Origin of the sequence: Xylophilus ampelinus, assembly GCF_003217575.1 — a bacterium.
Lineage (GTDB): Bacteria > Pseudomonadota > Gammaproteobacteria > Burkholderiales > Burkholderiaceae_C > Xylophilus > Xylophilus ampelinus.
Genome location: NZ_QJTC01000009.1, coordinates 92,491 through 112,364, shown reverse-complemented (window position 1 = coordinate 112,364; position 19,874 = coordinate 92,491). Strand labels below are relative to the sequence as shown.

General features: G+C 63.9%; 14 protein-coding genes and 1 pseudogene. 7 read left to right on the top strand and 8 right to left on the bottom strand.

The window, feature by feature from the left end:
- Positions 1 to 2: 2 nt before the first annotated feature.
- Entirely contained in the window at positions 3 to 512 is a 510-nt protein-coding gene (locus tag DFQ15_RS07950) for a hypothetical protein (RefSeq protein ID WP_110465464.1), read from the bottom strand.
- 50 nt (positions 513 to 562) lie between these two features.
- Positions 563 to 1,072, bottom strand: coding sequence for a peptide deformylase (gene def, locus DFQ15_RS07945; protein ID WP_110465463.1), 510 nt, complete (start codon positions 1,070 to 1,072; stop codon positions 563 to 565).
- A gap of 228 nt (positions 1,073 to 1,300) precedes the next feature.
- Between def and DFQ15_RS07940 the strand changes: the two genes are divergently transcribed.
- Both DFQ15_RS07940 and dprA read left to right on the top strand, forming a co-directional pair.
- Positions 1,301 to 2,497 carry a LysM peptidoglycan-binding domain-containing protein gene (locus tag DFQ15_RS07940; protein ID WP_374941011.1) on the top strand — a complete coding sequence of 399 codons (1,197 nt, stop codon included), beginning with the start codon at positions 1,301 to 1,303 and terminating at the stop codon, positions 2,495 to 2,497.
- 142 nt (positions 2,498 to 2,639) lie between these two features.
- On the top strand, positions 2,640 to 3,893 hold the full coding sequence (dprA, locus tag DFQ15_RS07935; protein WP_110465461.1) for a DNA-processing protein DprA: 1,254 nt from the start codon (positions 2,640 to 2,642) through the stop codon (positions 3,891 to 3,893).
- Between the two features lie 147 nt (positions 3,894 to 4,040).
- Here the strand turns inward: dprA and secF are convergent, their stop codons facing one another.
- The 4 genes from secF to DFQ15_RS07915 all read right to left on the bottom strand — a co-directional run bounded on the left by secF (position 4,041) and on the right by DFQ15_RS07915 (position 11,277).
- The gene (secF, locus tag DFQ15_RS07930; protein ID WP_110465460.1) at positions 4,041 to 5,006 is read right to left on the bottom strand and encodes a protein translocase subunit SecF; all 966 of its coding nucleotides are present in this window, start codon (positions 5,004 to 5,006) and stop codon (positions 4,041 to 4,043) included.
- A gap of 138 nt (positions 5,007 to 5,144) precedes the next feature.
- Positions 5,145 to 7,007, bottom strand: a complete 1,863-nt coding sequence (gene secD, locus DFQ15_RS07925) for a protein translocase subunit SecD (protein ID WP_110465459.1) — start codon at positions 7,005 to 7,007, stop codon at positions 5,145 to 5,147.
- Between the two features lie 132 nt (positions 7,008 to 7,139).
- Positions 7,140 to 7,475 carry a preprotein translocase subunit YajC gene (yajC, locus tag DFQ15_RS07920; RefSeq protein ID WP_110465458.1) on the bottom strand — a complete coding sequence of 112 codons (336 nt, stop codon included), beginning with the start codon at positions 7,473 to 7,475 and terminating at the stop codon, positions 7,140 to 7,142.
- Between the two features lie 217 nt (positions 7,476 to 7,692).
- Positions 7,693 to 11,277 carry an indolepyruvate ferredoxin oxidoreductase family protein gene (locus DFQ15_RS07915; protein WP_110465457.1) on the bottom strand — a complete coding sequence of 1,195 codons (3,585 nt, stop codon included), beginning with the start codon at positions 11,275 to 11,277 and terminating at the stop codon, positions 7,693 to 7,695.
- Between the two features lie 130 nt (positions 11,278 to 11,407).
- On the opposite strand from DFQ15_RS07915, the gene DFQ15_RS07910 reads away from it, so the two are divergent.
- From DFQ15_RS07910 to avrBs1, 4 genes are all read left to right on the top strand, one after another.
- Positions 11,408 to 11,887, top strand: a complete 480-nt coding sequence (locus DFQ15_RS07910) for an Lrp/AsnC family transcriptional regulator (protein WP_110465456.1) — start codon at positions 11,408 to 11,410, stop codon at positions 11,885 to 11,887.
- Between the two features lie 192 nt (positions 11,888 to 12,079).
- Positions 12,080 to 13,417, top strand: coding sequence for a type III secretion system effector XopH (gene xopH / locus DFQ15_RS07905; protein ID WP_199399838.1), 1,338 nt, complete (start codon positions 12,080 to 12,082; stop codon positions 13,415 to 13,417).
- Between the two features lie 211 nt (positions 13,418 to 13,628).
- Complete coding sequence (locus DFQ15_RS17040; RefSeq protein ID WP_146228677.1) at positions 13,629 to 14,852, top strand: secretion protein EspV; 1,224 nt, start codon at positions 13,629 to 13,631, stop codon at positions 14,850 to 14,852.
- A 117-nt stretch (positions 14,853 to 14,969) separates the two neighbouring features.
- Positions 14,970 to 16,208, top strand: coding sequence for an AvrBs1/Avra family type III secretion system effector (avrBs1, locus tag DFQ15_RS17035; protein ID WP_146228676.1), 1,239 nt, complete (start codon positions 14,970 to 14,972; stop codon positions 16,206 to 16,208).
- Positions 16,209 to 16,500: 292 nt separating this feature from the next.
- On the opposite strand, the pseudogene DFQ15_RS17765 reads toward avrBs1, so the two are convergent.
- Positions 16,501 to 16,890, bottom strand: a pseudogene (locus DFQ15_RS17765) (argininosuccinate lyase); the annotation flags it as partial.
- A 343-nt stretch (positions 16,891 to 17,233) separates the two neighbouring features.
- Between DFQ15_RS17765 and DFQ15_RS07890 the strand changes: the two are divergent.
- Positions 17,234 to 18,874 (top strand): Fic family protein, encoded by a 1,641-nt coding sequence (locus DFQ15_RS07890; RefSeq protein WP_158529023.1) that lies wholly within the window; start codon positions 17,234 to 17,236, stop codon positions 18,872 to 18,874.
- A 70-nt stretch (positions 18,875 to 18,944) separates the two neighbouring features.
- Here the strand turns inward: DFQ15_RS07890 and kynA are convergent, their stop codons facing one another.
- The gene (kynA, locus tag DFQ15_RS07885; RefSeq protein ID WP_110465452.1) at positions 18,945 to 19,871 is read right to left on the bottom strand and encodes a tryptophan 2,3-dioxygenase; all 927 of its coding nucleotides are present in this window, start codon (positions 19,869 to 19,871) and stop codon (positions 18,945 to 18,947) included.
- Positions 19,872 to 19,874 lie beyond the last annotated feature (3 nt).

Below are 19,874 nucleotides of genomic sequence, written 5' to 3'. Positions count from 1 at the left end.
GCCTACCGTGCCTGCGGCGCGCGGTACAGACTCTCGTCGGTGTACTGGATGCGCCGCACCACGCCGCCCGGGTCCAGGTGCACGTGGATGAAGCGGAAGTTGTTCATGTCGTTGAACCGGTAGGTCCAGACCGGGCCGTCGAACATCGCCACCCGCTCGACGCGGGCGGGCCGGCCCATCATCCGCAGCACGTCGTCGCCGGTCCACTGGTTCGGCACGACCTGGTCGAAGTTGGGATAGCGCAGCGCCTGGTCGGTGCGCTGCAGCCGGCCGGCGGCGTCGAAGTCGAGGTTCCACACGGCCGAGCCCGCGGGCTGCTCCGAATACTGCAGCCGCTGGCCGCCGTCGGGCAGCGGGTAGCGGCCGGTGGGCGCGCCCAGTTCGGCCTGGGTCGCGTCGACCGTCGCACCGGCGGGCACCTTGGACGGGATGGCGCAACCGGCCAGCAGCACGGCGCCGCCGGCCGCGAGGGCCCAGCGGGCCCAGTGCGAAGGTATACGGAAATCGGGCATGGGGCGGCTCCTGCGGAGGGTGAAGGCCTGCGAGGCCGGCGGCGGCGGGATCAATCCCGCGCGTCGCGCTGCAGCTTCACCATCTTGGTCTTGATGCGGTTGCGCTTGAGGGGCGAAAGGTAATCGACGAAGACCTTGCCCATCAGGTGGTCCAGCTCGTGCTGGATGCAGACGGCCAGCAGGCCGTCGGCCTGCACGGTGAACGGCTTGCCGTCGCCGTCGAGCGCCTCGACCTTCACCTCGGCGGCGCGTTCGACGCAGTCGTAGATGCCGGGGATCGAAAGACAGCCCTCCTCGCCGGTGACCTTCTCGTCGCTCTGCCAGACGATCTTGGGATTCACGAACACCTGCGGTAGGTTGCGCTCTTCGGACACGTCGATCACCACCAGCCGCTCGTGCACGTCGACCTGCGTGGCAGCCAGGCCGATGCCGTTGGCGTCGTACATGGTCTCGGTCATGTCGGCGATCAGGGATTTGATCCGGGCATCGACCGCCTCGACCGGGCGGGCCACCTTCAGCAGTTTGGGATCGGGATAGACGAGGATGGGAAGCAGGGCCATGGCGGTCGGGCGGGGGCGGTGTCGAAAAGCGTCCGGGGGAGGCGTCGCGGGCGGACGCAGTTGTCGCTATTTTCCGCCACTTTGGGGCCGCCACCACCGCGCAGTGCCAATAAAGCGTTGCCCATTCAAGGACATGAAGCGAGAATCCACCGCTGTTTGTAACGATATTTTGCTGGATGTAGCGTCCGCCCGCAGGGACGAGGCGCCATCCCGAGGGAGCCCGTCCTGATGCGAATGAAGACCCCCTGCGCCGCCGTCGCGCTGGCCGCCGCCGCACTCTGCTGCGCCACCACCTCCGCGCTCGCACAGAACTATCCCGTCACGCCGACCCAGCGTGCCACCGCGCAGCAGGTGGCCCGGACCGGCATCCCGGTGGCGGAGCTGGCGCCCAACGCGCCGGATGTCTACGTCGTCAAGCGCGGCGACACGCTCTGGGCCATCTCGGGCATGTACCTGCAGCGGCCCTGGCGCTGGCCCGAACTGTGGGGTATGAACCTGGAGCAGATCCGCAACCCGCACCTGATCTACCCCGGCCAGACCCTGTACCTGGAGAAGGTCGACGGCATGGCCCGGCTGCGCACCTCGCGCTACGGCTACGGCGGCGAAGGCGACACGGTCCGCATCTCGCCGCGCACCCGCTACGAGAGCCTGGCCGACACGGCGCTGCCCACACTGCAGCCCCAGTTCATCGAGCCGTTCCTGGCAGAGCCGCTGATCGTCGACGAATTCACCCTGAAGAACGCGCCCCGCCTCGTCGGCGCCCTGGAAGAGCGGGTGCTGCTGGCCCGCGGCGACCGCGCCTATGCGCTGGGCCCCACCGGCGCGCCGCTGATGCGCGAGCCGGGCCAGCCGCGCGACTACCGCGTGTTCCGCAACGCGGTGCCGCTCAAAGACCCGGCCACCGCCGAGATCCTGGGCTACGAGGCCCAGTACGTCGGCCGCGCCCGCCTGGTGCAGAGCGAGAGCACCCAGACCTCGTTGCGCGACGGCAAGGACCTGCAGGAGATCGTGCCCGCCTCGTTCGACATCGTCGGCTCGAAGGAAGAGATGCGCGCAGGCGACCGGCTGCTGCCCGAGCCGCCGCGCCAGCTGGTCAGCTACAACCCGCGCGCGCCGCAGTTCCCGATCGAGAACGGCCGGGTGGTGTCGATCTACGGCAGCGCCGTGGCCAACGCCGCGCAGAACCAGATCGTGGCGATCAACAAGGGCACGCTCGACGGCATGGAAAGCGGCCACGTGCTGGCGATCCTGTCGGAAGGCCCGCGCATCACCGACCGCACCGGCGACAAGCCGACACAGATCAAGCTGCCCGACGAGCGCAACGGCCTGATGATGGTGTTCCGCACCTTCGAGCGAGTGTCGTACGCGCTGATCCTGGAGATCCGGGTGCCGGTGAAGGCCGGCGACCGACTCGTGGGGCCTTAGCTTCGGCACACCGCCGGGCTTCGCACTGCGTGTCTGCGCCTACCCCCTTGCAGGGGGCGGCACCGGCGGACCGGCGGAGCCGGATCCGCGGTGCACCTGGTGAATGCGCCGTGGCGCTTTTTCGCACTCCTTCTTCCCTCACATGGAACACGCCGAACTCGCCGCCTGGTTGCGGCTGACGCTGACCCCCGGCGTGGGGGCCGACACCGGCCGGCGGCTGCTGGCCGCCTTCGGGCTGCCGACGGCGGTGTTCGATGCGCCGGCCGCCGCACTGCGACAGGTGGCGACGCTCGCGCAGACGGCCGCCCTGCAGACCCGACCCGCCGATCTGGCCGCGCTGCTGGAAACCACCTGGGCCTGGCTGAACGAACGCGACGCGACCGGGGCCGAGCGCCGCTGCCTCACCCTGGCCGACGCCGGTTATCCGGCGGGGCTGCTGGCGACGGAAGACCCGCCGCTGATGCTGTACCTGCTCGGATCGTCGACATTCGAATCAAAAGTGCCTGCAGCCCTCGAACCACGCCGACCCAATGCTATTAATTTTGCAGCAAACTCGGTGGCACCCGGCATCGCCATCGTCGGCACCCGCCACCCCACGCCGCAGGGCGCGCGGGATGCGCAGGCCTTCGCCCAGCACTTCGCTGGCGCCGGGCTGACCGTCGTCTCGGGCCTGGCGCTGGGGATCGACGCAGCCGCCCACCAGGGCGCGCTCGACGGCGCGACGGCCGGCCTCTGCCCCACCATCGCCATCGTCGGCACAGGACTCGACCGGGTCTATCCGCGGCAAAACCGGGCGCTGGCGCACCGGATCGCGCAGGAGGGTCTGCTGGTCAGCGAATATGCACTCGGCATGCCACCGCTGGCCGCCAACTTCCCCCGCCGCAACCGGCTGATCGCGGGGCTTTCGCTCGGCACGCTGGTGGTGGAGGCGGCGCAGCCTTCGGGCTCCCTGATCACCGCGCGGATAGCGGTCGAGCAGGGCAAGGAGGTGTTCGCGATTCCCGGTTCGATCCACGCGCCGCAGTCGCGCGGCTGCCATGCGCTGATCCGCCAGGGCGCCAAGCTGGTCGAATCGGCGCAGGACGTGCTGGAGGAGCTGCCGCCGTTCGCCGACCGGGCCCGGCCTGCCGCACCGGCGACGGCCCGCCGCACGCCGACGCCGCAGCCGGCCCTGTTCCCGACGGCTGCTGCCGAGCCGGCCGATTCGCAGGCCGGCGAAGAAGACGAAAGCGGCCTGCTCGGCGCCATGGGCTGGAACCCTGTGGGCCTCGACGCGCTGGTGGCCCGCACCGGCATCGACGCCGCGGCGCTGCAGGTGCAGCTGCTGGAGTTGGAACTCGACGACCGGGTCGCCCGCCTCCCCGGCGGGCTGTTCCAGCGGGTGGCAAAGGGCTGAGCCCCTGCGCGCCATCCCCGAGGGCAACGCATCTCACAGCCACCGGCCGCCGACGGGTCCCCCGGCGGCAGGCAGGGCCTCCCCCTCGGGGGGGGGTGGCGAATGACACGCTGCGGCAGCAGCGTGCAAAGCCGGGGGGCCTTATTTCTAGACCTGCGCGCCGCTGTTCGGATCGGCCGGATCGGTGGCCGCATCCTTCTTGGCGACCGGCTTGACCAGGTCTTCGCGTTTCACGCCCAGCCACATCGCGATGGCCGCGGCCACGAAGCACGACGAGTAGATGCCGAACAAAATGCCGATGGTCAGCGCCAGGGCGAAGTAGTGCAGCGTGGCGCCGCCGAAGAAGAACATCGACAGCACCATCAGCTGGGTCGAGCCGTGGGTGATGATGGTCCGGCTGATGGTGGAGGTGATCGCGTGGTTGATCGCGGCCTCGGTGTCCAGCTTGCGCTGGCGGCGGAAGGTCTCGCGCACCCGGTCGAAGATCACCACCGATTCGTTGACCGAATAGCCCAGCACCGCCAGCACCGCCGCCAGCACCGCCAGCGAGAACTCCCACTGGAAGAAGGCGAAGAAGCCCAGGATGATCACCACGTCGTGCAGGTTGGCCAGCACGGTGGAGACGGCGAACTTCCATTCGAAGCGGAAGGCCAGGTAGACCATGATGCCTATGACCACCATCGCCAGCGCCTTCAGGCCGTCGGTCGCCAGTTCCTCGCCGACCTGCGGGCCGACGAACTCGACCCGGCGCAGCGTGGCGTCGGCGGTCGCCGGATCGGCCTTGAGCGCCCCCAGGACGCGATCGCTCTGCTGGGCCGAGGACACGCCCTTCTGCGCCGGCAGCCGGATCATCACGTCGCGCGCCGTGCCGAAGTTCTGCACCTGCACGTCCTGGTAGCCCAGGCCGGTGACGGTGCTGCGCACCTTCTCCAGATCGGCCGGCTGCGAGTAGGCCACCTCCATCACCGTGCCGCCGGTGAACTCCACCGACAGGTGCAGCCCGCGGTGGAACAGGAAGAACACGGCCGCGAGGAAGGTGACGATCGAGATCGAGTTCAGGATCAGCGCATGCCGCATGAACGGGATGTCGCGGCGGATACGGAAGAATTCCATGCTATTCCTTGACGGGCAGCGCACGCCACCCTGCATTCATTTCAGCGCACACCGCGGAACCGGCTTCGCCGGGCCGCGGATGTTGCCCCCGGCGAGGGGCTTGGCGGCCACACGCAGTGGGCAAGCCTGCGGGCGTGCTCACGTTTCAGGGCGCCAGACGGTGCCGATGGCGACGGACTTGAGTTTCTTTTTACGGCCGTACCAGAGGTTGACCAGGCCGCGCGAGAAGAACACGGCCGAGAACATGCTGGTCAGGATGCCGATGCAGTGCACCACCGCGAAGCCGCGCACCGGGCCGGAGCCGAAGGCGAGCAGCGCCAGGCCGGCGATCAGCGTGGTGACGTTGGAGTCGAGGATGGTCGCCCAGGCGCGCTCGTAGCCCGCGTGGATAGCGGCCTGCGCCGAGGCACCGTTGCGCAGCTCTTCGCGGATGCGCTCGTTGATCAGCACGTTCGAGTCGATCGCCACGCCCAGCGCGAGCGCCATGGCGGCGATGCCGGGCAGCGTCAGCGTGGCCTGCAGCATCGACAGGATGGCCACCAGCAGTGCCACGTTGACCAGCAGCGCGATGCTGGAGAACACGCCGAAGAGCGCGTAGTAGGCGCACATGAACACCGCGATGGCGGCCAGGCCCCAGGCCACGCTGTGGAAGCCGCGCGAGATGTTCTCGGCACCCAGACTCGGGCCGATGGTGCGTTCCTCGATGATTTCCATAGGCGCGGCCAGGGAGCCGGCGCGCAGCAGCAGCGAAGTGTCGGCCGCCTCGACCGAGGTCATGCGGCCCGAGATCTGCACCCGGCCGCCGGAGATTTCCGAGCGGATCACCGGAGCGGTGACCACCTCGCCCTTGCCCTTCTCGAACAGGACGATGGCCATGCGCTTGCCCACGTTCTCGCGGGTGATGTCGCGGAAGATGCGCGCGCCCTTGGCGTCGAGCGTCAGGTTGACCGTGGCTTCGTGCGTCTGGTTGTCGAAGCCGGGCTGGGCGTCGGTCAGGTTCTCGCCGGTCAGGACGACCTGCTTCTTGACGACGATCGGCGTGCCGGAGCGCTCGGGGTAGCGCTCGGAGCCGAAGGGCACGTTGCCGGCGGCGCTACGCTCGGCCACCCGGGCCTCGGCGCTTTCGTCGACCATGCGCACTTCCAGCGTGGCGGTGCGGCCCAGAATGTCCTTGGCCTTGGCGGTGTCCTGCACGCCGGGCAGCTGCACCACGATCCGGTCAAGGCCCTGCTGCTGGATCACCGGCTCGGACACGCCGAGTTCGTTGATCCGGTTGTGCAGCGTGGTGATGTTCTGCTTGAGCGCCTGGTCCTGCACCTTGCGCACCGCCTCGGGCTTGATGCGGGCCAGCAGCCGGGTGTCGGCACCGTCGCCGGTCTGGGTCACGACCAGGTCGGGAAACTGGTCGGAGATCAGGTTCTTGACCGCGGTGGCGGTCTGGTCGTCGCGCACCCGGATGTCGACCGCCTGACCGTCGCGGTTGATGCCGCCGTGGCGGATGCCCTTGTCGCGCAGCGTGGTGCGCAGGTCGCCGGCATATGATTCGGCCTTCTTGTCGAGGGCGGCCTGCATGTCGACCTGCAGCATGAAGTGCACGCCGCCGCGCAGATCGAGCCCCAGGTACATCGGCACCGCGCCCAGCTTGGCCAGCCAGGCCGGCGAACGCGAGATCAGGTTCAGCGCGACGATGTAGGGCGGATCGGCGGCATCGGGCACCAGGGCGTGCTGCAGGGCGTCGCGGGCACGGAGCTGCTCGTCGGGCGTGGCGAAGCGGGCGCGCACCGAGGTGCCGTCGAGCGTCACCGCGCCGGCATCGACGTTGGCGGCCTTCAGGGCTTCTTCCACCCGGGTGCGGGTGGCGTCGTCGACCTTGACGCTCGACTTGGCGGCCGAGACCTGCACGGCCGGCGCCTCGCCGAAGAAATTGGGCAGGGTGTAGAGGGCCCCCACCAGCAGCACGACGACGAGGATCGCGTACTTCCAGACCGGATAACGATTCATAGCTTGGAGCGTGTTATGCACTGTGACGTGCCCGCAAAAGCCGGGGAGAGACCCGGCGGCAAGGCGCAGGACGTGGCCGCTTCGGCTCGACTCGGGTCCTGCGGAGGCGGCAGGGTTGCCGCGCGGGACCGTTTACTTGACGGTGCCCTTGGGCAGCACCTGCGCGACGGCGGTGCGCTGCACCTGCACTTCGACGTTGGGAGCGATCTCGAGGCCGAGGGTTCCCTCGCCCAGGCGGGTCACGCGGCCGATGATGCCGCCGGCCGTCGCCACTTCGTCGCCCTTGGCGATGGCGTCGAGCATCGCACGGTGCTCTTTCTGCTTGCGCATCTGCGGACGGATCATCACGAAATAGAGCACCATGAACATCAGCACCAGCGGCAGCATGCCGGTGAGCGAGGACATGATGCCGCCACCGCCGGCGGCGGCGGCTGGGGCGGTCTGGGCGAATGCGGAAGAGATGAACAAGGGGCGACTCCACGACGCGCACGTCGAATTGGGAAGAGAAAAACTGCCGGGCGCGGCTGGCGCCGCCACCCCGGGCAACCGGCGATTGTATGCGGCGCCCCCTCCTCCGACACGCCCCGGGGTATCCCGGCATGGCACGGGACTATCGACGCGGCGATGCTATTGAATCTATAGCTACTGGCCGGCTTGCGCCGCCGGCCGGAACCCGATTCGATGCTCAAGCCGCGGCGCGGGCCTCGGCCGGGCCGTTCCAGCGGGCCTGCAGCTCGACGCCGCGCAGCCGGGCCGCCACCAGGTTGCGGTGCTTCACATGGCCGTAGCCCTTGATCTGCTCGGGCAGCCGGGCGATCTCGATGGCCAGTGCGTGGTTGGTTTCGTCCAGCCGCGGCAGCAGCGCCTCGACGCTGGCGCGGTATTCGCCCACAAGCGCCCGCTCGGTACGGCGCTCCTCGGTGCGTCCGAACGGATCGAACGCGGTGCCGCGCAGGCCCTTCAATCGGGCCAGCACCCGGAACGCGGTCAGCATCCAGGGGCCGAAGCGCTGCTTCTGCAGCTCGCCCTTCGCATTGGTCTTGGCGATGCCGGGCGGGGCCAAGTGGTAGTGCAGCGTGAAGTCGCCTTCGAACATGCCGGCGACCCTGTCCAGGAAACCGCGGTCGGTGTGCAGCCGGGCGACCTCGTACTCGTCCTTGTACGCCATCAGCTTGAACAGGCAGCGGGCGACCGATTCCGACAACGCCGTCTTGCCGAGCGGCGCCTCGGCCGCGCGCGCCCGGTCGACGAACTGCCGGTAGACGTCGGCATAGGCCTGGTTCTGGTAGGCCGCCAAAAACTGCGCCCGGCGCGCCACCAGGCCGTCGAGCGTCTCGCGCGGCCTGAAGGCGATGACCTGGCCCGGCTCGGCCAGCTTGTGCATCGACTGCGGATCGTGCGCCGCGCGGCGGCCCCAGGCGAAGGCGGTCTTGTTCTGCTCGACCGCCACGCCGTTCAGCTCGATCGCCCGCAGCAGCGAGGCCAGCGACAGCGGCACCCAGCCGCGCTGCCAGGCGTAGCCCAGCAACATCGGGTTGACGTAGATGCTGTCGCCCATCAACCGGGTGGCGGCGGCGTCGGCGTCGAAGACGCCGAAGTGGGCCTCGCCCACGGTGCGGGCGATCTCGGCGCCGCAGGCGTCCGCCGGGTTCTGCCAGTCGGCGTTGCGCACGAAGGCGGCCGTCGGGGTGCTGTGGCCGTTGAGCACGACGTGGGTGCGGCCTTCGCGCATCCGCAGCGTCGTCTCCTCGTTGATCGCCACCAGCGGGTCGCAGGCCAGGATCAGGTCGGCCGCGGCCATGCCGACGCGGGTGGTGCGGATCGATTCCTGCGTGGCGCCCACCAGCACATGGCTCCAGGTGGCGCCGCCCTTCTGCGCCAGGCCGGCCGCATCCTGGGTGACGATGCTGCGGCCCTCCAGGTGGGCCGCCATTCCGAGCAGTTGGCCGATGGTGATCACGCCGGTGCCACCCACGCCGGCCACCACGATGCCCCACACGTCGTCGGCCCCGTCGAGCCGCGGCAGCACCGGCTCGGGCAACGCGCCCATGTCCAGCGGCGACGGCGCATTGCCCTTGCCCTTCTTCTTCAGCTGCCCGCCCTCGACGGTGACGAAGCTCGGGCAGAAGCCCTTCAGGCAGCGCATGTCCTTGTTGCAGCTGCTCTGGTTGATGGTGCGTTTGCGGCCGAACTCGGTCTCCAGCGGCTCGACCGACAGGCAGTTGCTCTGCACGCTGCAATCGCCGCAGCCTTCGCAGACCAGCTCGTTGATCACCACCCGCTGGGCCGGGTCGACCGCGGTGCCGCGCTTGCGGCGGCGGCGCTTCTCGGTGGCGCAGGTCTGGTCGTAGATGATGGCGGTGGTGCCGGGGATCGCGCGGAACTCGCGCTGCACCGCATCGAGCGTGTCGCGGTGCTTGACCTCCAGGTCGCCGGCGATCTTCACGCCGGCGTACTTCTCGGGCTCGTCGGTGACGACGATCACCTTCGCCAGGCCCTCGGCCTGCAGGCTCTGCGCGATCTGCAGCACGCTGTGGCCCTCGGGCCGCTCGCCGATCTGCTGGCCGCCGGTCATCGCCACCGCGTCGTTGTAGAGGATCTTGTAGGTGATGTTGACGCCCGCGGCCACCGCCTGCCGAATCGCCATCAGCCCGCTGTGGAAGTAGGTGCCGTCGCCCAGGTTGGCGAAGATATGCCGGTCGGTGGTGAAGGGCTGCTGGCCGACCCAGGGCACCCCCTCGCCGCCCATCTGGGTGAAGCCGATGGTGCTGCGGTCCATCCAGGTGGCCATGTAGTGGCAGCCGATGCCGCCCACCGCGCGGGAGCCCTCGGGCACCATGGTGCTGGTGTTGTGCGGGCAGCCCGAGCAGAACCACGGCACCCGGTCGGCGCCCTGCACGCCGGCCGCTTCCAGCACCTGCATCGCACGCTCTTTCGCCTCCAGGACCGCCAGTTGCGCATCGACCCGGGCGCGAATGTCGGCGCCGGCCGCCTCCAGCAGGCCCAGCTTCTCGAGCCGCTGCGCGATGGCCCGCGCGATGATCGCGGGCGACAGGTCGGCATTGGCGCGCAGCAGGGTGTTGGCGGTGGGATTGGGCATGCCCCATTCGCCGCCGCCTCCGGATTCGCCGAATTTGCCGAGCACGTTGGGCCGCACGTCGGGGCGCCAGTTGTAGAGCGCTTCCTTGAGCTGGTATTCGATGACCTGGCGCTTTTCCTCGACCACCAGGATCTCCTGCAAACCGGTCGCGAACTCGCGGGTCAGCTGCGCTTCCAGCGGCCACACCACGCCCACCTTGTGCAGGCGGATGCCGATGCGGCGGCAGGCGGCGTCGTCCAGGCCCAGATCGAGCAGCGCCTGGCGGGTGTCGTTCCAGGGCTTGCCGCTGGCCATGATGCCGAAGCGGTCGTGCGACGTCTGGATAGCGCTGTAGTTGAGCCGGTTGGCGCGGATGTAGGCCAGCGCGGCGTACCACTTGTAGTGCATCAACCGCGCCTCCTGCTCCAGCGGCGCATCGGGCCAGCGGATGTGCAGGCCGCCGGGCGGCATCTCGAAATCGGTGGGGATCACGATGTCGACCCGCTGCGCATCGATCGTCACCGTGGCACTGGATTCGACGATCTCCTGGATCGTCTTCATGCCCGCCCACACGCCCGAGAAGCGGCTCATGGCGAAAGCGTGCAGCCCCAGGTCCAGTATCTCCTGCACGTTGGCCGGGAAGAACACCGGCAGGCCGCAGGCCTTGAAGATGTGGTCGCTCTGGTGGGCGGCGGTGCTGCTCTTGCTGATGTGGTCGTCGCCCGCGATGGCGATCACGCCGCCGAACTCGGTGGTGCCGGCCATGTTGGCGTGCTTGAACACGTCGGAGCAGCGGTCGACCCCGGGGCCCTTGCCGTACCAGATGCCGAAGACACCGTCGAACCTGTTGGTGCCCGGCGGCGAGAAACCCAGCTGCTGCGTGCCCCACAGCGCGGTGGCCGCCAGCTCCTCGTTGACGCCCGGCTGGAAAACGATGTTCTGCGCCTTCAGGAACTTGGACGCCTTCCACAACGCCTGGTCGTAGCCGCCCAGCGGCGAGCCCCGGTAGCCGCTGACGAAGCCCGCCGTGTTCTTGCCTGCCGCACGGTCGCGCAGCCGCTGCAGCATCGGCAGCTTGACCAGGGCCTGCACGCCGCTCATGAAGGCACGGCCGTGGTCGAGGGCGTATTTGTCCTCCAAGGTCACCGTTTCTAGGGCCTTGCGGACGTGCTCGGGCAGTGGGGCATTCATCGTTCTTGTTTCCTTGGGCGTCGGAGTGCGTAGCTGGAACCAGTGTAGGTTTGCACCCGGGATAAGTGTTTGCGTTCGTTGCCCTGCTAACGCTATGCTGCGCAAGAATATTTCCCGGAATTATCCGAAAGTGGAAACACTCGACAAATTCGACCTGGCGATCCTACGCGAGCTGCAGGTCGATGCGCGGCTGACCAATGCCGAACTGGCCGAGCGGGTGGGCCTGTCGGCCGCTTCGTGCTGGCGCCGGGTGCGGACGCTGGAGGCGGCGGGCTTCATCCTGGGGTACCACGCCGCGGTCAACCGCCAGAAGATCGGCCTGGGGGTGCTGGCATTCGTGCGGATCGACGCCGAGCGCGCGTCGGGCGACGCGATGCGCCAGCTGGAAGAAGCGGTGCGCCAGTTGCCCGAGGTGACCGGCTGCCACTACGTCAGCGGCACCGGCACCTTCGAGCTGCAGGTGGTGGCGCCCGACCTGGACAGCTTCTCGCGCTTCGCGCTGCAGCGGCTGGCCAACCTGCCGCATGTGAAGGACATGCACACCAGCTTCTCGCTGGGCGAGGTGAAAGCCGGCGGCGCGCTGCCGCTGGGGCATCTGGAGAAGCGATAACGGCGCACGCTGCCTCCGAAAAGTTCGTATTCGTACTTCAAGATACTTGTCATCGACAGGCAAATTCGGCGTGTAACCATTTTCAAATGGCATAGATCGGCCAAGTGAGGTACCAGCAACTTACCGCATGCGAATACAGGGGCGCCTCGCCCGCTCAAAATCCTCGATTTCCGATCCGCGCCGCAATACCCAATGCAAACTTTATTACCGGAGTTGCATCCGCAGCCGGAAATGGCCGTATCTCGTACCACATGCTACGCGATAAGATATTTGAAAGCGAACCCGCTGCGTGCGGACGGTAGCCTGCAAGCATCGCTTCCATGGCTTCCAAAAATAACGAGCGAACAGTTCTTGCAATGCGATATTAATCATCTGCCAGTTTCATTAGGAGAAAATATGCTTGATCCGGCCTTTAGTTCTATCACGCCCTTCATGGCCAGCGATGAGAGCACGAGTGCAAACTCAGCCGTGGATGCTCAAGCTGACATTGAGTCCAACCATGCAAAACACTCGGTCCCGGCGGACATCGACGGCTTGCCGGAGCGACGCAAGCACGCTTCGTCCCCGTCCGCAGATTCACAAAGCGTTTTGGCATACCGCCAGGACACTGCCGAACGTCATTCGCAACTGATTCGGAAATTCAGAACCCTTATGCCTCTGCCGGCAAGCCCGACATCACTTCCTGTTCTGGCTTACGACAGAAGTCCAAGATCAACTGATAACTTTCGTTCATCGAATGATTTTGATCTGCCCGAGGATTGCAATCCGACTGGCTGGAACGATCTATATGTTTCCGGCAGCGGCAGTATCGCATCCCTTGACCAACTTACCAGGTTGAACCCGTGCAGGGAGCACCCAGTGACCGTACTGGACGCTCGCGAAGAGTCTCATGCCATTGTTGGGGGTTATCCATGTACTTGGCGGACGCCCAACAACTGGAGCAATGTCGGAAGATCGCGTGAAGAGGTACTGGCGGACGAGCATGACAGGATCCGTCTACTAAAAGCGCAAGAAAAAGTGCAGATTATTCACCGCAAAGATCTCAAGGATGAGGCCCCGAACCCGCGTATGGTGACTTTGAACAAGCCGCAAATTTTTAGCGAGGAAGAGCTCGTAAGGGCTGCAAATGCCAAATATGTGCGTCTGACGGTTACGGATCATCTCGCCCCACGCGCAGAGGACGTTGATGCATTTATTGCAACGGAACGGGGCATGGAGCGTCACGAGAGGCTGCATGTGCATTGCGAGGCAGGTCTGGGTCGTACGAGTATCTTCATTGTCATGCACGACATGCTTAATAATGCGGCAACGGCATCGTTCGAAGATATCATTCGGCGGCAACGTGCGTTCAATCCAGGGCGTAGCTTGGATTCTCACAAAGACGTATCTCACAAAGGGCGTTCAGACTTCCGTAATGACCGGTCGGAATTCCTCTCTTTATTCTACGAGTATGCCAAGTCAAATCCCAAGGGGCAGCCCTCGTCATGGTCCAAGTGGCTGGACCACCAACACCGGGAGCACTCACCGTGACGGGGCAGGCTCACCACCATCGCCACCTCCCCAGTAGCCCGCAGCGCTTATCCTGAATCGCAACACGGGGTTGGCCACCGCCTTTGCGCAACGCAGACAACCCTACTGGACCGCAGGAGTCTTCGATTCCGGCTACCGAACTGCTTTCCTTCGTTGTTGCAAAGCCGTTGCGAAAGCAACCTTACCGAAAATTTAATACGATATTCGAATCATGCTAAACCCAAAATCCGATTCCATTGGCTTTTCCAATCAAGCAGAAGCATCGGCCGCAGAGCCAGGCGATGTGCACCCAACGCATAAGGCCGAAGTTGGCGGCCCCCACCATAAAAGAGAAGCATCTTCCTCTATCAATCAAGCATTATCCCTGGCCACAGCATCTTCAAACAGACCCGGAAAGTCTTACAGTGCAGCGACTGTTGCTGGGAAAATCTACCGCCCCGACAATAAAACAGACGCAAGCATAATCGAATTTCTTTCCCAATCTTTGTCGAACAACGAATATTACTCCGAGCGCCATCTTCACAGTCGGGCCGATGCGTATTTAAATAGCATAGATGCCGAAAAGACGCTGATTTCGAATGCAAGCCATGCGATAAATAATGTAGAGTCACTTACCCATAAACAATCGGAATGGCTTTGCCATCTGGAGAGGGGCCTATGGAGCCGCGAGCCCGCCCTGCAGTGCCGCGACCGTGAAAAATTAGGCGACGAGGTTCTTGGCCTCCGGGAGCCTGATGAGCATTCCCCTTATGCCAAGAAGCGTCCTTGGAAGATTTCAACCCAAGCGGCTTCCGCTTTTGCCATGATGTTGAAAGGTGCGTCAGGTCCATTCACTGAAGACCAGGTAAAAACAGGTTTTGAATTAGCTCAAGAAGGACAGTTGGTGGCCGGCCGCCTAAAAATACAGTTGCGAAAATCATATCGAGAAAAAAATCGCCACGATGCGGATCGTTCAGGAACGCATTCGACCAAGACGATGTCGGGAATGGATCTGTCCAACGATGTCGGCACCCGCATTCGGGATTCTTTGCAGGTTCCGGTCATGTCGGGAACGTCAGGCTCCTCTTCGGATGTGGTCATAGCGGCCCATTATGCAGCTAAGCAACTAGGTGTTCCATGGACGGCACCCGGACTGACGGCGGACCAAGCCAAGGACGCTTTAATCAATTTGTCATTGGATTTTTTCAGGGAAAAGGGCCCATCTACGTCGATGGCAAAGCACATGAATGCAATACGAGAAAAACAAGAGCTTCCCCACAAAAAAGTCGAAAGAAGTCAAGTTTTTACACATAGCTACGCGGAAATATCCAGCGCCATTTCGCTCACCCTCGACGAGGTGGATCCCACCGACCTGGATAAGGTGCAAAACGCTTTATCCAACTACACCATCGAGGCAAAAAATCTTTTATTGAAAATCAACGATGCCCGGAAATAACAATTCAAACATGTCGAGCAAGTTAGTATATTGAAATTCCGCGGAAACTCCGATTCCATCGGTGCCATAGGCCGGAAGGCCCATACCTCACTCTTCCAAATCTAATTGAGGAAAATCATGGATATAAACCATATCGAATTTGCCGGCATGAATTTCTATCGCCACGACCAAGAACAAAAAACACAGCAAAATCGGGAGGCTGTCATTAGCCCGTCAATGTCGACAATCGACCGACTTCCACCAAAAAATACTGTCAGACCAATTGAACGTGGCGAAAATAATATAAAGTCTTTGCAGACCTCGGCGCTTCAGCGAATCCAAGAGAAAAAAATAATCGTACAAAATTTGGCGAAACTGCAAAGCAATATTACCAAATTCAGCGACAGTCTCGAATTAGAAAACTTCATCAACAATTCCTTCGCCAAAGAAGTTCTACCGAAGGAAAACTCAGCAATATGCGAAGACTACAACCACGGAAAACCGATGATGATTCGAAGCTTGCGATTTTCAGATCCTGAAGAGGCTGCCGGGGGACTCGGGATGAAAGGAAAAACTCCAGCCAAAAGGGAGGTCGATACAGCCTGCAACAAATCTACAGCTCACGACATCGTCATGATACCCGCCTCTGTTATAAGCACACAAGTGAAGCTGAATTTGATATCTGAAATCCCTAGAAAGGGCGATAAGGAAAAATACAAGGATCTTCCTTCAGTCATCTACCGAGCGAATGGCAGCGGCAAGAGACCTTCCTCTTTACAGGCGCGGAACGGATTTGGCGACCTACACTCCTTCAAATCGAACAATGGATTTAATTCCGATTATGAGAAAAATTGCCGCATGCTTAGCCATGCCGAGAAAATGAAACTTATCGAGAGTAATCTTGTGCCTTTTATCAGGCCTGATCCCGACAGGAGTTCATTAGACTTTATTCACTCCGTTGACGAACTGGTCGAAGCTCAGTCGCTGCTGCAGGCAAAAAGGCCGGGGAGTTCTCTACGGCACAACGAATACTGCACCAAACTTGAGTTGTGGGACGCAAAAGCCATAGCGATTGGCAAGTCTCGTCCCTTGGCGGTCGCCACGTTGATCGAATTCAATTTGGAGATGCTATCGATAGCAGAAGAAATTGATCATGAGGGGCACGAGAACAAAATGGTCTCGGATTTCATCGAGCGCCAGCTATCCTGGCTCAGCCCTACCGCCGCACTCGACAAAAAATCGACGCTCGAAAAGCTTTCCAAGCTGACTGCGCAGGAAAAAAGTCCATCGCAGATGAAATTTGCCAGTCACTTCGACAGGGCGTTTCGCTCTGCACTTATGAAAGAGGTGAAACAGGAAGTCATATTCGAGAAATGAGATTTCGGGATTTCACTACCGAAGATATTATTGGCGGTCTAGAGCTTTTTCTTTCCTCGAAGCTTTTATATTCCGAGCATGCCGCATAGTCGCAAGCTCGCGATGTTCCTAACCAACAACCCAATACGCCGGCATAGCAGAGTTGACGCACACCCTGGGGTTGGCGGCGAGGTAAAAGCTTGCGGCGCGCTGCCGCTGGGGCATCTGGAAAAGCGCTAGCCCGCCGGGCCGGCGTGCCTTGCGGAGGGCGCGGCCGGCCTGCCCCGTCGGCGCGCAACGCAGGCCCTCGGCGCGCCGCCGCACCCAGCTTCTGGAAATCGCCGTCGAGCCGCGCCAGCGACGACGCGATCCTCGCCCGGTCGCCCTGGATCCACGCTTCCTGCTGCGCGATGCGCTGCCGGGCCTCCTTGACCATCCGCTGCATCTCGGCCGGCTGCGGACCGCCGGCGGTCTGGCGGTTCTTGACGATCGCGACCGGGTCGAGGGCGGCGCGGAACTCGGCCTCCGACACCGGCAGCACCTGGGCGAAATCGGATCCCCGGGCCGTCTCGGCGTAGATGCGCTGCGCCTCGGCATACGGGAAGTCCAGCGGCCTGATGTTCTCGGCCTCGGCGTACTCCACCACTTCGGAGGCGAGGTGATGCCCGGCGCGCAACGGCAGCTTGTACTGGCGCGTCAGCACACGTGTTCGCAGCAGCTTCGAGTCAGGAAAAGTCTGCGCGCATCGCCAAACGGCTCGATGCTTCGCTTTGCAGGCATTGCATTCGCAGGATTCCAGCAGCCCAAAGACATGCGCTCATGCTAGCGCAACCCCCGTCTGGTCTCAGGTCATCCCGTATGAAATCGTCTTCTACCGATCACGCGCCCCGTCTTCCGCCCGAGCAGTGTCCTGACAGCCAGACGGGCACTCGCACGTCCGGTTGTGCGTCCGGTTCACGGCCCGGCCCGGCCGGAGGATGGGCCGGGCCGTCTGGGCTACGGCACACGAGAACGTTGCACGGCACGACCGTGCCGCCCCCCGAAACATGGTCTGGGACCCGCACGCGCCCGCACTGGACCGTGGGCGGGTCGCGGAGGTGGCCGCGCGCGTGATCGAGGAAGCTGAACCGAACGGCCTGATGTCTCCCTTCATCCGGGAAGGCGCGTTGGATGCCGCGTGTGTCACAGGTCCCTACATCCCTCCCGCTAAGACCGAACGGCTCCAACTGCTGACACAGGCCCTGCAGGCTTGGGATGGACCGGACTCCGCAAAATCCACGATTCTCAAAGCCTTTGTCGATGACGACTTCCTGCTGTACCTGGACCGATGCAATCTGACGAGCCTGCCTCGGGGCCTGCACCTCTTGACCCATATGGGCAACCTGAGTGTTGAAAACAACCCGTTGCTGCAGCGCCTGCCGGACCAGTTGGCCTTCGCGCCGAAGCTGACTCGGCTGGATGTCGCCGGCTGCGATTTGCATGCCTTGCCCGCCAACTTGTCGCAAGCGCGAGGCCTCGTAGTGCTGGACGTTGCGGGTAATAAAAATCTCAGATCGCTACCCGATTCCATGGATCGGTTGGAGAAACTGCAAACAGTGAATCTCAAGAACTGCGACCTGTCCCGGCTCCCGGAAGGCGGCTTTGGTCCGAGCTTGAGAGAACTGGATCTGTGCGACAACAAACGTCTTGGCCAATTGCCTTCGGAAATAGGTAAGAGCCAGAATCTGGAGCTCATACTTCTCAGGAATTGCGCCCTTCGTCAAATTCCGTCGGCCATCGGAAACCTGCCGAAGCTCAGAGCCCTCGATATGGCCGGCAATACGCAGATCGTGGAGCTGCCACCAGGGATCGACTTCAAAAAGGTGTATGTCGGCACGCGCGAGACCCAGGTTAGGCTGATGGAGCTGATCCTGAGTCTGCCTATCGCTTCTGACATTCGAACAAGGAATGAAAAGGAACTGAAGGCGTTGCAGAAGAAGTGGCAAGGTCTGCAGAAGAAGATGGCCAAGGGCGGAGCCGAAACCGCGCAACGTGCGCAAGCGGCCCGCGAGGAGGTGGACGGCCTGCGGGCCGGCCTGTCCAACACCGTGCAATCCACGTCCAGGGCCGGCATGAACTGGAACGCTGCGGCAAACCAGGTCCAGCGGTGGGCGAGCGAGGGCGACCCGCTCGATACGGAACATCTCAAGAAGCTCAACGCGATGCTGGGAAGGGATCTGCAGCCATTCAATGACCCCCAAGCCGTCGAAAACTTTGGCGCGCGCTTTGGGGAGTTCCGCAGGCAGCTCACTGGATTTGTCCAGGACCATGCCTGGTGCGGGGTGGTGGACGAGCGTGAGATCGGTGTCGAAATGGCGCATTTCGACGAGTGGTTCGAGTCGAAAGCCGATCAGGTCGCACAGGGCACGGTGACACCTGTCGAACTGGCCGCCGCGACGGCACAGCGTCTTATCAGCATCCACCCCTTTCCCGACGCCAACGGACGCACTGCGCGCCTGGCGGCCGATTGGGTACTGGCGTCTTATGGTCTCCCGCCGTCCGCTTGCGACGATAGGCAGACAACCGTCTATTCCAGCGGCAACAATCGCAAGGGGCCGGAGGACGCACTGAACTGGATGACCCGGGGACTGGCCAAGACCATCGACATCTACGAGCAGCATCTCAAGGGATCGTCTTCCTGGTGGTGAGCGGATAGCACTGCGGAAGCCGGGCCTGCCAGGCGCCCACCGCCGCCCTCCGCAGCCGCCGACAGCTTCCTCACAGCTCCGTCCGCAAGCGCCAGATCTCCGGAAACAGCACCACGTCCAGCATCTTGCGCAGATACGACACACCCCCCGTCCCGCCGGTCCCGCGCTTGAAGCCGATCACCCGCTCCACCGTCGTCACATGCCGAAAACGCCAGAGCCGGAAGGCGTCTTCCAGGTCGGTCAGCTCTTCGCCCAGCTGGTACAGGTCCCACCAGGCTTTGGGGTCGCGATACACGGTCAGCCAGGCCTGCTCCACGCCTTCGCTGGGAGCGTAGGGCTGGGTCCAGTCCCGCTCCAGCGCCTCGGCCGGCACTTCGATCCCGCGGCGGGCCAGCAGGCGCAGGGACTCGTCGTAGAGGGAGGGCATGGCGTAGGCGGCCTGCACCTCGGCCAGCAGGTCGGGGCGGTGTTCGTAGGGCTTCAACATCAGGCCGTTCTTGTTGCCCAGGGCGAACTCGATGCTGCGGTACTGCCAGCTCTGGAAGCCGCTGGACTGCGCCAGGTAGGGGCGCATGGCGCTGTACTCGGGCGGGGTCATGGTGGCCAGCACGTCCCAGGCGTGGACCAGCTGCTCCATGATCTTGCTGACGCGGGCCAGCATCTTGAAGGCGCGCTGCAGGTCGTCCTCGGCCACGCAGCGGATGGCGGCGCGCAGCTCGTGCAGCATCAGCTTCATCCACAGCTCGCTGGTCTGGTGCTGGACGATGAAGAGCAGCTCGTCGTGCGCGGGCGAGAGCGGCTTCTGTGCGCCCAGCACCGCGTCCAGCTGCAAATAGTCGCCGTAGCTCATCGCACGGCTGAAGTCGAGCTGGGCGCCCTCCTCCCGCACGATGGTGGCGCCGGGGCCGTCGGCAGCGGAGGCAACAGCGGCGGCAGCGGCGACAGGAGCCTGTACCGCGTCGGGCGCGGCCGGGGTGGAAGCGTGGTGGGGGCACATGGT